This is a genomic window from bacterium (assembly GCA_041648665.1).
Taxonomy (GTDB): domain Bacteria; phylum UBA10199; class UBA10199; order 2-02-FULL-44-16; family JAAZCA01; genus JAFGMW01.
Genome location: JBAZOP010000082.1, coordinates 1 through 12992 on the forward strand (window position 1 = coordinate 1; position 12992 = coordinate 12992).

The 12992-nt window shown below is 60.3% G+C and carries 14 protein-coding genes; 4 read left to right on the forward strand and 10 right to left on the reverse strand.

The features are described 5' to 3' along the window. From WC683_16455 to WC683_16470, 4 genes are all read left to right on the forward strand, one after another. Positions 1–672, forward strand: a 672-nt coding sequence (locus WC683_16455) for a hypothetical protein (GenBank protein MFA4974202.1), incomplete at its 5' end; no start/stop codon positions are given. Positions 673–716: 44 nt separating this feature from the next. After that, on the forward strand, positions 717–1769 hold the full coding sequence (gene asnA / locus WC683_16460) for an aspartate--ammonia ligase (protein ID MFA4974203.1): 1053 nt from the start codon (positions 717–719) through the stop codon (positions 1767–1769). Positions 1770–1854: 85 nt separating this feature from the next. Then, positions 1855–2907, forward strand: a complete 1053-nt coding sequence (locus tag WC683_16465) for a hypothetical protein (protein ID MFA4974204.1) — start codon at positions 1855–1857, stop codon at positions 2905–2907. Positions 2908–3046: 139 nt separating this feature from the next. Continuing rightward, complete coding sequence (locus WC683_16470) at positions 3047–4726, forward strand: phosphomannomutase (GenBank protein ID MFA4974205.1); 1680 nt, start codon at positions 3047–3049, stop codon at positions 4724–4726. 1 nt (position 4727) lies between these two features. Here WC683_16470 and WC683_16475 read toward each other — a convergent pair whose 3' ends face one another. From WC683_16475 to WC683_16520, 10 genes are all read right to left on the reverse strand, one after another. Then, positions 4728–6245, reverse strand: a complete 1518-nt coding sequence (locus WC683_16475; protein ID MFA4974206.1) for an aldehyde dehydrogenase family protein — start codon at positions 6243–6245, stop codon at positions 4728–4730. After that, entirely contained in the window at positions 6242–6586 is a 345-nt protein-coding gene (locus WC683_16480; protein ID MFA4974207.1) for a histidine triad nucleotide-binding protein, read from the reverse strand. Before WC683_16480 ends, WC683_16475 begins: the two co-directional genes overlap by 4 nt. 9 nt (positions 6587–6595) lie before the next feature. Then, the gene (locus tag WC683_16485; protein ID MFA4974208.1) at positions 6596–7354 is read right to left on the reverse strand and encodes a HisA/HisF-related TIM barrel protein; all 759 of its coding nucleotides are present in this window, start codon (positions 7352–7354) and stop codon (positions 6596–6598) included. A 59-nt stretch (positions 7355–7413) separates the two neighbouring features. Continuing rightward, a complete protein-coding gene (murA, locus tag WC683_16490; GenBank protein ID MFA4974209.1) occupies positions 7414–8715 on the reverse strand; it encodes a UDP-N-acetylglucosamine 1-carboxyvinyltransferase in 1302 nt (433 codons plus the stop codon). After that, a complete protein-coding gene (gene prmC / locus WC683_16495) occupies positions 8703–9569 on the reverse strand; it encodes a peptide chain release factor N(5)-glutamine methyltransferase (protein MFA4974210.1) in 867 nt (288 codons plus the stop codon). Before prmC ends, murA begins: the two co-directional genes overlap by 13 nt. Positions 9570–9595: 26 nt before the next feature. Continuing rightward, on the reverse strand, positions 9596–10672 hold the full coding sequence (prfA, locus tag WC683_16500; GenBank protein ID MFA4974211.1) for a peptide chain release factor 1: 1077 nt from the start codon (positions 10670–10672) through the stop codon (positions 9596–9598). 63 nt (positions 10673–10735) lie between these two features. Then, a complete protein-coding gene (gene rpmE / locus WC683_16505) occupies positions 10736–10984 on the reverse strand; it encodes a 50S ribosomal protein L31 (GenBank protein ID MFA4974212.1) in 249 nt (82 codons plus the stop codon). Positions 10985–11055: 71 nt separating this feature from the next. Then, the gene (locus tag WC683_16510; protein ID MFA4974213.1) at positions 11056–11565 is read right to left on the reverse strand and encodes a hypothetical protein; all 510 of its coding nucleotides are present in this window, start codon (positions 11563–11565) and stop codon (positions 11056–11058) included. 197 nt (positions 11566–11762) lie between these two features. Further along, positions 11763–12251 carry an SPASM domain-containing protein gene (locus tag WC683_16515; GenBank protein ID MFA4974214.1) on the reverse strand — a complete coding sequence of 163 codons (489 nt, stop codon included), beginning with the start codon at positions 12249–12251 and terminating at the stop codon, positions 11763–11765. Between the two features lie 18 nt (positions 12252–12269). Further along, positions 12270–12890, reverse strand: coding sequence for a radical SAM protein (locus WC683_16520; GenBank protein ID MFA4974215.1), 621 nt, complete (start codon positions 12888–12890; stop codon positions 12270–12272). Positions 12891–12992: the final 102 nt, after the last annotated feature.

Below are 12992 nucleotides of genomic sequence, written 5' to 3' on the forward strand. Positions count from 1 at the left end.
GATGGGCTGCCGCACTTCAACGCCAAGACCGAGGCTGAATGGAAGCAGTTCTTTCTCAATTTTCTGGACCGCACGGTAGCCAAGAAGGCGCTGCTTGAAGACATAAAGCAGTTCTTCATGCGCGGCGTCGTGCAGAAGGGGGCCAAGGGGATCTTCATAGGAGATTTGCTCCTCGCCAACGGCCGCACCGAGAAGTTCGTCCGTTTCTCCATACTCGCGGAGGCGCTCGCGAAGCTCAAGGCCATGATGCCGGGCAGCCAGGTGACGAAGGAGATGCTGGGCAAGCTCACGGGCGAGGAACTCATGTACCTCGCACTCGCCGCGTCGCGCGGCAGCGAGTTCGCGTTCCAGCAGGAGGCTGCGAAGGGGCGCTTCGGGCTCGCCAGGGCCGAGGCCCAGGCAGCGGAGAAGCTCGGCATCACTCTGGAGCAGCAGCTGCAGAAGAAGACCAAATTCCTCAAGGGCAAGAAGGGCGGCCGCGGCATGGCATGGTATGACCGCGACTCCGAGCCCGAGGAGCTGCCGTATCAGTTCGTGCCCTGGTGGCAGTGGGGAAATCTCAAGAACACCGGTTCCACAAAGTGGGTCACCCGCGTCTTCTACGGTTCTCTGTTCATCCTCTCGATGATCGGCATAGCGCTGCTCACTGCGAGGCTTCTGTCAGGGCACTGACCCGGGGCTCGATTTTTTTCAGATAATTCAATCTGGGGGCGACGATGACCAAGACTGCGCATCCGAGGAAATCCAGGCTCATAATCCCGAAGGGCTACAGGCCGAAGCTCCACCTGCGCGAGACGGAGATAGCGATCAAGTTCGTGAAGGACTTTTTCCAGAACCACCTGGCGCGCGCCCTCTCGCTCACGCGCGTTTCGGCGCCGATCGCAGTCTCGGCCGCGAGCGGCGTGAATGACTACCTCAACGGCATCGAGAGGCCGGCCTCCTTCTACATAAAGGACGTGGGCGTGGAGGCCGAGATCGTGCAGTCGCTGGCCAAGTGGAAACGCGCCGCGCTGGCCGATTACGGCATGAAGCCTGGCGAGGGGCTCTACACGGATATGAACGCGATCAGGCCGGACGAGCGCCTGGACAGCCTGCACTCCGTCTACGTGGACCAGTGGGACTGGGAGAAGATACTGAAGAGGGAGGAGCGCGACCTCGACTATCTCAAGAAGACGGTGAAGACCATCTACGCGGTGATCGCAAGGACCGAGCGCATCCTCTGCCGCAGGTACCCGAAGCTCGGGCACCCGGTGCTTCCGCCGCGCATCCACTTCGTGCATGCGGAGGAGCTGGAGGCGGCGTACCCGAGGCTTGCGCCCGAGGAGCGCGAGGAGAAGATCGTAAGACAGAAGGGCGCGGTGTTCGTCATCGGCATCGGTTACCCTCTCGCAGACGGCAGGCCCCACGACGGCCGCGCGCCCGACTACGACGACTGGTGGACCGAGACCGGCCGTGGCCGCAGGGGACTCAACGGCGACATCATAGTCTGGAACCCTGTGATGGGCTGCCCGTTCGAGTTCTCCTCGATGGGCATCAGGGTGGACAAGGTCTCGCTCAAGGCGCAGCTGGCGATGCGCGGTGTGGAGACCTCCCCTTATCACCGCAGGATATTCAGGGGTGAGCTGCCGCTATCAATCGGCGGCGGCATCGGCCAGTCGAGGCTGTGCATGTTCTTTCTGCGCAAGGCCCACATCGGCGAGGTCCAGGCCGCGATCTGGCCCGACGCCATGCGCCGCGATTGCGCAAAGGCGGGCATAGAACTGCTCTGAGGGACAGTCTGAGCCCTATCTATTTGTAATTATTAATGTATTTAGATAGCAACAAAAACGGGGCGCAGCCGATACGTGGGTTGATATGTCGGCCCTGATAAAATCGATCCCGTTTTTTGCGCTGCCCGCGAACTCCTTCACAGCGTCTTCGGCTGGGGCGATCTTCCCCGCTGTGCAAAACGCCGCCTCGCCGGATTCTTTTGTCCGCGCATACGGCAATGAGTTCGCTTCATTGAAATCCGCGCGCGGCGATATCAGCCTCGACATCGTGGACCCGAGGAATTTCGAGCCGAGGTTCGAGGGGCAGCCGCCTTCGATGGGCGTGGAAAAACAGGGGCGGAGGATCCTCAACATGCTGGGGAAGGGAGGTCGGTTCTCCGTCGTCTTCGAGCGGCTGGAGACCCTCGGCATTCGCCGCATCGTCCTGGTGCCGCGATATCACCGGAATTTCACCGCGAGTTTGACTGATGAGGAGAGCGTCAAGACGGTGATGGCCAACTATCGGATCGACGGTCTCGAGCCGAACGACGCGGTCATCACGTTCGATCCGGAATACACGCATTCGATGCGCGACAAACTCTTGGCGATATCGCTCGAACACGAGCTGTGGCATCTGCACGATACCGTCGAGTTTCCCGGGCTTTATCGGCAACGCCTCGGGCTGATTTCGCGAGGCGCCGATGCGGATGCCGTCCTGCACTCCTTGCTCCATCTCTATCTGAGGGCGAGCGCACACCGGTTCGGGAGGATTTCGTTCGCCAACGCTGATATCGCCGATCAGAGGAGGCTCAGCAGCCGGCGGATGGAGCTTGCGGATATGACGAAACTGCCCGCCATGCTTTTCAGCTACATCGGGGATGCGCTGGAGACCTCTTTCGCACACGCGATCATGGGCAATGATTGGAGGGCGCGCTACTGCAACTGGTGGCTGAAGTCTTCCTATGGGAGCTGGTTGCCCCAATTCATAAATCGTGAGAAATTCTTTGGGATGGGCGATCAGATGGCCGGTCTGGTCCTGAGCTCGCTCATCGATTCTTCCGGCGGCCTCCGGTCCTCTCCCGACATCACCGAAATGATCGGCATCGTAGAAAATACAGTCAAAGATTTGAGTGTTTGGAGAGGGATGATCGTCCGCTGAAGATGTTCAAATTGCTTGCGCTCCCAGAACTCTCGTTATATGACGCCGCCTTGTATTGTTGAACGAGGGGCAGCCCATGGTCGAGATACCAGGAAAGCCAGGTGTCGCAATATTTCCACAAGGCCCCACGCCATGTCTGATGATCTGGCATCCGCCGGGCAACGGCCAGATTACCTTGAGCTCATCTTTTCAAGACTTGATGAAAATGGTCGGCAATCATCCGCGCGCAGCACTCTTCGCCGAGAAGCCACCTTCATTCCACGCCGGTAGGCCGGAGGGCCCGGCGGGCGTGTTGCTTCAGGGTGGAGCTGGAGGCGGAGACGGAGACGGCAACGGGAGGATAAAGATGATGAATGTGAAGATAGGCGATCTGATGCAACAGAGCGGGGTGAAGTTCGGGACCAGCGGCGCCAGGGGTCTGGTGAAGGACATGACCGACCGGGTCTGTTTCACGTATACGATGGGTTTTTTACAGTACTTGATGAGGCGGTGGGAGCTCAAGGAAGGGGGGGCCGTGGCTGTGGCCGGCGATCTGAGGTCCAGCACGGACCGCATCATGGCTGCATGCGCCGCTGCCGCGGATTATCTCGGATGCAGTGTGGTGAACCTGGGCAAGGTGCCGTCGCCCGCATCGGCGTACTATGGGATACTCAAGGGGATGCCGGTGGTCATGGTCACGGGTTCGCATATCCCGGACGACCGCAACGGCATCAAGTTCAATAAGATCGCCGGCGAGATACTCAAGGAAGACGAGACCGCTATAAGGGGAGAGGTCGTGCAGATACCGGATGGCCTCTTCAATGCCGACGGCTCATTCGCGCAGGGCGCCATAAAACCCATGCCAGGGGCCACGGAAGAAGCCGAGGAGCTCTTCTACAATCGTTACGTCGATTTCTTCGGCGTGGAGGCGCTGAGGGGTAGGCGTATCGCCCTGTATCAGCACTCCGCAGTGGGTCGCGATCTGCTTGAGAGGGTGCTCAAGGGGCTGGGCGCAGAGGTGACGTCGCTCGGCCGCTCGGACAAGTTCATGCCGGTCGATACCGAGGCTATACGTCCGGAGGATGCGGAGTTGGCAAGGCGTGTGGCGAGCGAGGGTCGTTTCGACGCGATCATCTCCACGGACGGCGACTCTGACAGGCCGCTGATAGCCGGCCGCGACGGGAAATGGCTGCGCGGCGACGTCCTGGGGATATTTGTCGCGAAGTATCTGGGCGCGGATTCTGTCTCAGCGCCCGTCAGCTGCAACGGCGCGCTGGAGAGATCCGGCCTCTTCGCCGACGTCAGGCGCACGCGCATCGGTTCGCCCTATGTGATCGCGTCGATGATGGAGGCCTTGGAGGAGAAGCGCAAAAAGGTGGTGAGCTACGAGGCTAACGGGGGATTTCTGACCGCCACCGACATCGGCATGTCAGGCAGGGTGCTCAAGGCCCTGCCCACGCGGGACTCGTTCCTCCCGATAATCGCGACCATCCTGCTCGCGCGGCAGGAGGGCAAGGGTGTGGCGGAGCTCAGGGCGTCGGAGCCGCAACCTGAGACCGCAAGCAGCGTGATCAGGAATTTCCCGCCTGAGAAGAGCGCTGCGGTATTGGAGATGCTGACTCCGGTTGGGATCAACGACTATTTCGGCGCTCATTTCGGTCCGATGAAAACGGTCGATCGCACCGATGGACTGAGAATCACATTTGAGACCGACGAGGTCGTACATCTTCGGCCGTCCGGAAATGCTCCGGAATTCCGTGTTTACACCGAGGCGGGGAGCGAGAAGCGGGCGACGGAGGTCAACGGTATAGCGAAGGGCGTCATCGAAAAGATAGTCTGAATCAGAGCCTGTGCCTGCGCATCGCCTTGACGATGGTCGGGATCGCCCTGATCCGCTTCAGCAGGCCGCCTGTCATCTCCAGGAATTTCATGTCATAGGGATACCACCAGAAGCACTTGCGCGCGGAGCTGTTCTCGTGCACGTGCACGGGGTAGAGGAATTCCATGATCCCGGCCCTGCCGTGGCTGCGGCCGAATCCGGACTGCTTCACCCCTCCCCATGGTGCGCCTGGGATGGCGTGCGCGAAGACGCAGTCGTTGATCATGACCACGCCCGCCTGCAGTAGAGGAATCATCCACTTCGCGGCGCTCTTGTCAGAGGTCCATATCGACGCGGTGAGCCCGTAGGCCGAGTCGTTCGCGAGCCTCACCGCCTGCATGTCGTCAGAGAAGGGCATGATCGGCAGCACCGGCCCGAAGGTCTCGTCGCGCATGATGGGAAAGCTGTGATCCACGCCGGTGAGCACCGTGGGCGGGAAGAAGTACCCTGCGCGGGAGCGGTCGCGCTCGCCGCCGCACAGGATATTCGCCCCGCGCGCCTTCGCGTCCGTGATCTGCTCCTCCACGTGCTCCAGCTGAGCCGGCGTGGTCATGGGGCCTATGTCCACGTCGGGATCGAGCCCGTTGCCCTGCTTGAGCGCGAGCGCCTTTCGCACGCATAACTCTGCGAACTCCTCGAACATCGATTCGTGCACGTAGCAGCGCTCGACCGAGGCGCATGCCTGGCCCGCGTTGGTGAACGCGCCCCAGACCGCGGCGCTTGCGGCCCGGTCGAGCTCAGCGTCCTGCCTCACGATCATCGGGTCCTTGCCGCCGAGCTCGAGTATGAGGGGGGTGGGGCCCTCCGCCGCGAGCCGCATCACGTCCTTGCCCACCGCCGCGCTGCCGGTGAAGGCGATTTTGTCCAGTCTGGCGCTGATCAGCGAGCGCCCTGTCTCGGCGTCGCCCGGCAGATGAGAGAAAATCCCATCGGGGAGGCCGGCCGCCTGGAACATCGCTCCGATCATGCCGCCGGCGATCGGCGCCCACGAGGATGGTTTTACGAGCACCGCGTTGCCGCAGGCGAGCGCGGCGGCGGCCTGGCCTGCGGCGATGGCGAACGGATAGTTCCATGGCCCTATGATCCCCACCACTCCGCACGGCCTGTGGGCGATGAAGGATCTGCGGCCGATGAGCCGCAGAATTCCGAGTGGCGCCGTCTCGTCGCGGATGAACAGGGGCGCCTGCCTGGCCGCGTATCTTAGGAACTCGGCTGTCGGGAATATCTCCTGGGCCATGGCCTCGGCGAGCGGCTTTCCGTTGTCCATGGTTATCGTGCGCGCGACGTCCTCAGCGTTCGCGAGGAGCCACTCGCATGCTGAGTCGAGATATCTTGCGCGCCGGCGCACGGCGAGTTTTGCCCATGCCGGCTGCGCTGCGCGCGCGTTGGCGACGAGCTCTTTGACCTTTGACGGCGAGGTTATGGGCACCTTGCCCAGGGTTTCGAGGGTTGCGGGGTTTATGGAGATTATCTCTGTCATCCCATTTTATCGAGGGGACGGCCGCCGATGACGTGCACGTGCAGGTGGAATATCTCCTGGCCGGCCTGGCGGTTGGTGTTGATGATCGTGCGGTAGCCGGTCTCCGCGACGCCGGTCTTCTTGGCGATCTCCTTGGCCGCCATGATCATCTCGGCCACGAGCGACGCCTTCTCCGTCTTCATGTGGTTGAGGGTGGAGATGTGCTCGCGCGGCACGATCAGGACGTGCGTCGGGGCGACGGGGTTGATGTCCTTGAACGCGACGAGGTTCTCGCTCTCGAACACCTTCTCAGCGGGGATCTCGCCCTTCGCGATCTTGCAGAATATGCATTCTTCGGACATGGTCTCCTCCTACATGTCTGCCAGCGTCTCTTCGTTTCCGCTGCCGATGATCAAATCGTTCACCATCACCACCGCGCTCTTGAGGTCGATCTTGTCTTCGGTCAGCGATTTTCCCAGGACTATGCCGTCGAGGCGGGGCGCGGAGAGGGTGATTATCTTCTGGATGTCGGAGAGGTTGGATATCTCCGACGTGATCGTTATCCTCGCGGTCACGTTCTTGCAGAATTCGAGGATGCTCTTGAAATTTTCATCGCCCATGGTGCCGTCCGCCCTGATGTCGGAATAGAGTATGTAGCGCACGCCGGCGTCGAGGAACTGCTTTGCGTAGTCGAGGGGCGTCTTCTTGGTTACGACCGCGTAGCCGGGGATCGTGACGTGGCCCCCCTTGAGGTCGATGTGTGCGCCGATCTTGTTGGGGAACTGATCGCAGATCTCCTTGAGGAAGGCGGGCTGCTGATATGCGAGCGTGCCCTGGACCACGAAATCCACCCCTGCGTTGACGTACGCTTCCACCGCCTGCGGGGTCTTGAACGTCCCGTCCACGAAGGCGGCGATCTTGAGCTCGCGTATGATTTTGTTGATTACCGGCGCATGGATGCTGGCGCCTACCGCCGCAGTGGCCAGGTCCACGAAGTGGAGGGTCTCGGCGCCCGCGGTCTTCATCGCCGCTGCGGTGGCCATCGGGTCCTCGGAGAAGAGGGCTGAGCGCACCCCTCCCTTGAGCACGACCTTGCCGTCCTTGAGATATATCTGCGGAATCAGCTGCATAGTCCCCCCGGATATGGCTTCGAATACTAGCACAGGGGCGAGGGATTGTGAAATGCCAATTATGCCTGGGGCTGCTCGTCGGACTCGCGGCTGATCGTAGCACCGCAGGCGGCCAGCTTCTCCTCGATTCGCTCGTATCCCCTGTCCAGGTGATAGATCCTGCGTATCTCGGTCGTGCCCTCAGCGGCCAACCCGGCCAATACGAGCGAGGCGGAGGCGCGGAGGTCGGTGGCCATGACCGGCGCGCCCTTGAGCCTGGGCACGCCCCTGACCACGGCCGTGCCGCCGTCGATGGAGATGTCCGCGCCCATCCTGACGAGCTCGGGCACGTGCATGAAGCGGTTCTCGAATATCGTCTCGGTGATGATGCTGGTGCCGCCGGCCACGGACATGAGCGACATGAACTGCGCCTGCAGGTCGGTGGCGAAGCCCGGGTGCGGGGCGGTGGCGACGTCTATGCTGCGGAGCTTGCCGGACGAGAACGCCTTGACCCTGTCGCCTTCGACCGCGATCGTCATGCCTGCCTCGGTGAGCCTGGCGATCAGGGTCTCGAGCATCTCGGAGGGGAAGTTTTCGATCGTGAGTTCGCCCGCCGTGATGCCGGCCGCCATCAGGAGAGTGCCCGCCTCTATGCGGTCCGGGATGATCCTGTGCGTGACGGGTTTTAGGCTGTCGACGCCGCGGATGGTTATCCTGTCCGAGCCGGCGCCCTCTATGTCCGCTCCCATGGCCCTCAGGTGGCAGGCGAGGTCGATCACCTCGGGCTCGCGCGCCGCGTTGCTCATGGTTGTGACGCCGTCGGCCAGCACCGCGGCCATCATTATGTTCTCGGTGCCCGTGACCGTCACCTTGTTGAAGGTGATCTCCGCGCCGTGGAGGTGGCGCGCGAAGACCTCCACGTAACCCTCTTTGAGCTCGATCTTCGCGCCCATGGTCTCGAGCGCCTTGAGGTGCAGGTCGATCGGCCGGGCACCAATCGCGCAGCCTCCCGGCAAGGAGACGCGCGCGCGCCTGAGCTGCCCCACCAAAGGCCCCATCACAAGCACCGATGCGCGCATGGTCTTCACCAGGTCGTACGGCGCTTCGACCGCGCCCAGCCGATTGACGTTGAGGCGCAGCGACCCGTCCCAGCCCTCGCCCCAGCCGTCGTCCGATCCGGAGCCGGGCGCGACCTCGGCGCCGATGTGTTCCAGGAGCTTCGCCATGGTGCGGATGTCGCGGAGTTTGGGTATGCCCTCGAGCCTGTGCTCGCCCGTGGCCAGGAGCGTCGCGGCCATGATGGGCAGCGCCGCGTTCTTGGAGCCGCTCACCTTGACTGTCCCGGAGAGGGGACGGCCGCCTTCGATGATCAGTTTTTCCATGCGCTTTTCCTCGCCATCACGACCCTCTCGATGCCCGCGAGGTCATTTGCGGTCTTTATCGTATCATAACCGTCGATCTCGGCCGCCGTGCCGATCGCAGCGGCCGACTGGCCCGCGCCGATCTCCATGAGTAGCCATCCGCCCGGGACCAGATGCCGCAGGGCATCCTTCAATATGCGCGAGATAAAATCAAGCCCGCTTGGCCCAGCTGCAAGCGCCGCCCTGGGTTCGAAATCCCTGACGTCGCAGGGGAGATCGGGCATCTCGCTGTCGGATATGTAGGGCGGGTTCGCAGTGATCACGTCGAAGGGGCCGAGGCGCTGATCTTCGATCGGCCTGAACAGATCGCCTGCCAGGAGTTTCACCTTCCTGCCTACTCCGGATAGGTTGCTCTGCGCCACGGCGAGCGCTCTCTCCGAGAGGTCGGTCGCCACGATGGATGCCTCCGGCAGCTCCTGCGCGAGAGCCGCCGCTATGCAGCCGCTGCCCGTGCACACGTCGAGGATCGCGCACGGCCGTTTCAGCGCGCGGGCGATCTTGAGAGCCTCCTCGACCACGGTCTCCGTCTCAGGCCTCGGTATCAGCACGTCCGGGCTCACCCTTATCGGCAGGGACCAGAACTCCCTGGTGCCGGTTATGTAGGCGACCGGGCAGCCCTTGCTCCTCTTGTCTATCCAGGAGTCGAATTTCTCTGCGATATCAGGATCAATGGGGTCCTTGCGAACGAGACAGAGACCGGAGCGGCTCCTGCCCAGCGCGTGCGCCAGCAACACCTCTGCGTCCAGGCGCGGCGTGTCCGCGCCGCAGTCAGCCAGCTTTTTTTCCGCGCGGATTATCGCCTCTGAAATATTCATGCGCAGCGTTAGTCGTCCGGATATTGTTATTCGCTCTGATCGCCCGTCTTCAGCGCCTCTGCCTGGTAGTGCATCCTGACCGCGTCGATCATCTCGCCCAGCCTGCCGTCGAGGATCTGCTGGAGGTTGTAGAGGCTGAGATTGATGCGGTGGTCGGTGAGCCTGTTCTGGGGGTAGTTGTACGTGCGGATCTTTTCGGAGCGGTCGCCGCTGCCCACCATGGAGCGTCGCGCGGCCGTGCGCTCGTTCGCCTGCTTCTGCGTCTCCAAATCGAGCAGTCTCGATTTGAGTATTTTCATGGCCCGCGCCTTGTTCTTGTGCTGGCTGCGCTCGTCCTGACACGCCACGACGAGCCCGGAGGGCAGGTGGGTGAGTCGCACCGCCGAGTCGGTCCGATTGACGCCCTGGCCGCCCGGGCCCGATGCGCGAAACACGTCCACGCGCAGGTCCTTCTCGTCGATGGCTACGTCTATGTCCTCGGCCTCGGGCAGCACCGCGACGGTGACCGCGGAGGTGTGTATGCGCCCCGACGCCTCGGTCGTGGGCACGCGCTGCACGCGGTGCACGCCGCTCTCGTATTTCATCTGGCTGTAGACGTGATCGCCGGAGATGAGCGCGATGACTTCCTTGATGCCGCCGAGCCCGGTGGCGTTCTGATCCAGTATCTCCACCTTCCAGCGATTGTTCTCCGCGAAGCGGCCGTACATGCGGAAGAGGTCGGCGGCGAACAGCGCGGCCTCCTCGCCCCCGGTGCCTGCGCGAATTTCGAGTATGACGTTCTTCTCGTCGTTGGGATCGCTGGGGAGGAGCAGTATCCTGAGCCTCTGCTCGAGATCGGCGATCTTCTCCTCGAGCGCCGGGATCTCGGAGCCGGCCATCTCCACGATCTCCGGGTCGGACTCCTTGTCCATCATCTCGCGGTTATCGGCGAGCGCTTCCTGGGTCCTGCGGTACTCGCGAAAGTCGGCCACGATCTCCCCGAGGTCGGAACGCTCCTTGGCGAGTTTCTGAAAGCGCGACTGGTCGGAGAGCACGGCAGGGTCGCCCATCTGCCTCGTGAGCTCCTCGAATCTCTTCTCGACCTCTTCGAGTTTCTTGAACATGGCTAAAATAATGCCCACGGGCCTGTGTCAGCCCATGGGCATCCTGGTTGTGGGTTGAGACAGCTACTGGTTCCCTGCTGCCTTGCTCTTCTTCGCGTTCTGGTGCGCCTGGAACTTCTCCATGCGCTTGTTGAAGCGATCGACGCGGCCGGTGGAATCGACCAGGCGCTGTTTGCCCGTGAAAAACGGATGGCACTTGGAGCAGAGCTCCACGTTGAAGTCCTTGCACATGGTTGAGCTGGACTTGAACAGTGCCCCGCAGGTGCATTTGATCGTAACGTCTGTGGATTTTGGGTGTATGGCTTCCTTCATGGTGCCGCTCCTTTGAAAGAAGGGCGACCTAACATAGAAAGCCGTCATAGGCAAGGGAGAAAACCGCGATTTTACGCCTTGTTGGTGGCTGTCTTTGAAAGCGTGGGTATGGGCCTGTTGGTCCTTGGGAGGGCGGGCCTCACTGCGACATTGGTCTTCTGGGGGTTGGACTTTACCTTGTTGAGGGCCTTGGAATTCAAAGATACATTGCTGCGAAGTTGGGGTTTTGTTGGCGCAGACGCTATCACTTTATCAAGGAAGTTTAAGATCGTCTGGTCTGAGGGCGGTTTCTTGCCCGTATCCGCAGGGGCGGTGCCGCGCTCCAAATGCTCGTGCACGGGTTTCTTATAGGGTATGCCCGGTGCGTGTAGAGCAGCTGATGTGCGGAAGGATGCATTAGAGCTGAAAACGTCTATATTACGACTGTTTGTGGTAGAGTTGCTGAACTTATCCTGTGACTTCTGAACAGCCGGCCGCTGTGCGTTTACAGAAGACGCAGGGTTCTGCATCGCGGTCCTGCGTTCGCCATAGGAATTGCCCACCCTGTTCTGCATCTGGTCTTTGGTCTTTACGAATGCCATCTTGAGATTCTCCCCTCAGCTGTTAAAGCCAGTCGATGTCTCGCTAGAAATAAATGCAAGATCGCTGCCAATGATCCCGGTCAGATTGAGATTCTAACTATTTGATTTATAGTATGTATTTAAAGGGGCTGAGCTGGGGGTGAGCGATTTTGGGCCGATTTCAGCCCTCATCTGGGGTCTTGGGACCCCCTTTCCTATCAGGCTATAAGCTTCGGGTTGACCCTCGTTGGATAACCGAGGTCATGATAGAATTTCGTAAGTTCCTTGAACACGATCTTGTTTATCGTGCAGTTTGCTTTATCAGGGCCATCCACATTTCCATATGCCAGCGCGCTGCCTGGGCACCCTTTGTTGCATATCGCTTTCCAGACGCATGCCCTGCATTGGCTGTTTCCCAGTCTGGCAATTCGACGCCTGAGCCTCCGCCGTACTTCATGCCGCTTGCTCCAGATATGTTTCAGGTCATCCGTCAAGGCATTGCCGAGCTTAAGCTCGCTTCCCTCCAGCTCGGGGCAGGGATACATGTTATAGTTCTCGTCGATCGATACGAAGCCCGATGCGCACAGGCGCGGCGATATCGTGCACAGCGATCCGCTCCTGGCGCCCTTGAGGACGCGCCATGAATATGCCATTGCGTTGGCGAATTCGAACTCTGCCTTGGTGTCGATTATGTATCTTTCGATCAACTTGACCAGTGTTCTTGCTTATTTTCTGTAATCTATGTCGTTGGATGCAGTCCCTCCGATCGAGCCGTGCATCAGTGGAAGAAAGTGAAAACTGACGCCGTTTTCCGAAGCCCAGTCGTATATCTCTTCCATTCGATCGATATTGTGATTCGTAACCACGCATAGCAGGCCGAAGTTGACCCTCTTTTTTCGCAGGCGCTGCATGTTTTTAAAGACTCGGTCCTGGGATGCTTTTCCGTTTCGCGCGGGCCGCGTGCGTTCCGTGAAATCAATGCTTATGCCGAGGCGCAACAATTTGCCCTGTTTCACGATCCAGGAGAGGGCCTCATCGGTGAGATGATAGAGATTGGTCTGGAAGGTATTGCTAATACGATAACCCTTGGGGAAAATCTTTTTCTGGAGCCGGACGAGTTCCCTTATCCTTTTGAGTGGAATCGTAAACACCTCGCCGCCCGTCCAGCAGAAATCGACCTTTCTCTGTCTCAAGCTCCTCAGGTGAGCGAGGACCTTCTTGTAGAAGATCTCGACCTTGCCCGGATCGACGATGAATCGATTGGAGTCATCGTCGAGTTTTGAGCGTTTGTAACAATATATGCAGCGCAGGTTGCACAGATTAGTGGAAAGGAAGTGATATTCCATTATTGGGATGGGCCTTTATCTGAGTAGCTCTATCTAATAAATGTTTTTCTCTTGAATTGTTTGAGACCGGTCAGCGGATTATTGATCTTTGCGGATCTATTG

Coding starts and splice junctions, on each gene's coding strand:
- asnA (MFA4974203.1), top strand. CDS start 717: ATGACCAAGACTGCGCATCCGAGGAAATCCAGGCTCATAATCCCGAAG.
- WC683_16465 (MFA4974204.1), top strand. CDS start 1,855: ATGTCGGCCCTGATAAAATCGATCCCGTTTTTTGCGCTGCCCGCGAAC.
- WC683_16470 (MFA4974205.1), top strand. CDS start 3,047: ATGATCTGGCATCCGCCGGGCAACGGCCAGATTACCTTGAGCTCATCT.
- WC683_16475 (MFA4974206.1), bottom strand. CDS start 6,245: ATGACAGAGATAATCTCCATAAACCCCGCAACCCTCGAAACCCTGGGC.
- WC683_16480 (MFA4974207.1), bottom strand. CDS start 6,586: ATGTCCGAAGAATGCATATTCTGCAAGATCGCGAAGGGCGAGATCCCC.
- WC683_16485 (MFA4974208.1), bottom strand. CDS start 7,354: ATGCAGCTGATTCCGCAGATATATCTCAAGGACGGCAAGGTCGTGCTC.
- murA (MFA4974209.1), bottom strand. CDS start 8,715: ATGGAAAAACTGATCATCGAAGGCGGCCGTCCCCTCTCCGGGACAGTC.
- prmC (MFA4974210.1), bottom strand. CDS start 9,569: ATGAATATTTCAGAGGCGATAATCCGCGCGGAAAAAAAGCTGGCTGAC.
- prfA (MFA4974211.1), bottom strand. CDS start 10,672: ATGTTCAAGAAACTCGAAGAGGTCGAGAAGAGATTCGAGGAGCTCACG.
- rpmE (MFA4974212.1), bottom strand. CDS start 10,984: ATGAAGGAAGCCATACACCCAAAATCCACAGACGTTACGATCAAATGC.
- WC683_16510 (MFA4974213.1), bottom strand. CDS start 11,565: ATGGCATTCGTAAAGACCAAAGACCAGATGCAGAACAGGGTGGGCAAT.
- WC683_16520 (MFA4974215.1), bottom strand. CDS start 12,890: ATGGAATATCACTTCCTTTCCACTAATCTGTGCAACCTGCGCTGCATA.